At 66.7% G+C, this 409-nt stretch carries 1 protein-coding gene; it reads left to right on the forward strand.

From position 1 onward, the window contains the following. Positions 1 to 108: 108 nt before the first annotated feature. Positions 109 to 409, forward strand: a 301-nt coding sequence (locus EOA29_RS40540) for a dihydroxyacetone kinase subunit DhaK (protein WP_145970206.1), incomplete at its 3' end; no start/stop codon positions are given.

Consider the following 409-nt stretch of genomic DNA (forward strand, 5'->3'; position numbering starts at 1 on the left):
GATAAGTGCGGCGCGTGAAAAGATCGCGGCGTGAGGCGCGGTTGCCGGGGTGGCAATCCCGGTAACAGCCTCTAATATCGCGAAAAAACCGAGATCGGGAGGATGCCGGTGCAGACCAAGAAGATCATCAACGACGGCAACCGTTCCGTCGACGAGATGCTGGAAGGAATACTGGCCGCGCATCCTCGCCACCTCAGGAGCGTGGACGGCAGCCCGCGCTCGATCATCGCCCGCGACGGGCCGCGGCCAGGCAAGGTCGGGCTGGTCATCGGTGGCGGCTCGGGCCACGAGCCGACCTTTCTCGGCTTCGTCGGCAAGGGGCTGGCGGATGCCGCGGCGATCGGCAATGTCTTTGCCTCGCCGCCGCCGGACCCGATCCTCGAATGCGCCAAGGCGGTGAGCGGCGGCG

Origin of the sequence: Mesorhizobium sp. M1E.F.Ca.ET.063.01.1.1, assembly GCF_003998155.1 — a bacterium.
In the GTDB taxonomy this organism is placed as follows: Bacteria; Pseudomonadota; Alphaproteobacteria; order Rhizobiales; family Rhizobiaceae; genus Mesorhizobium.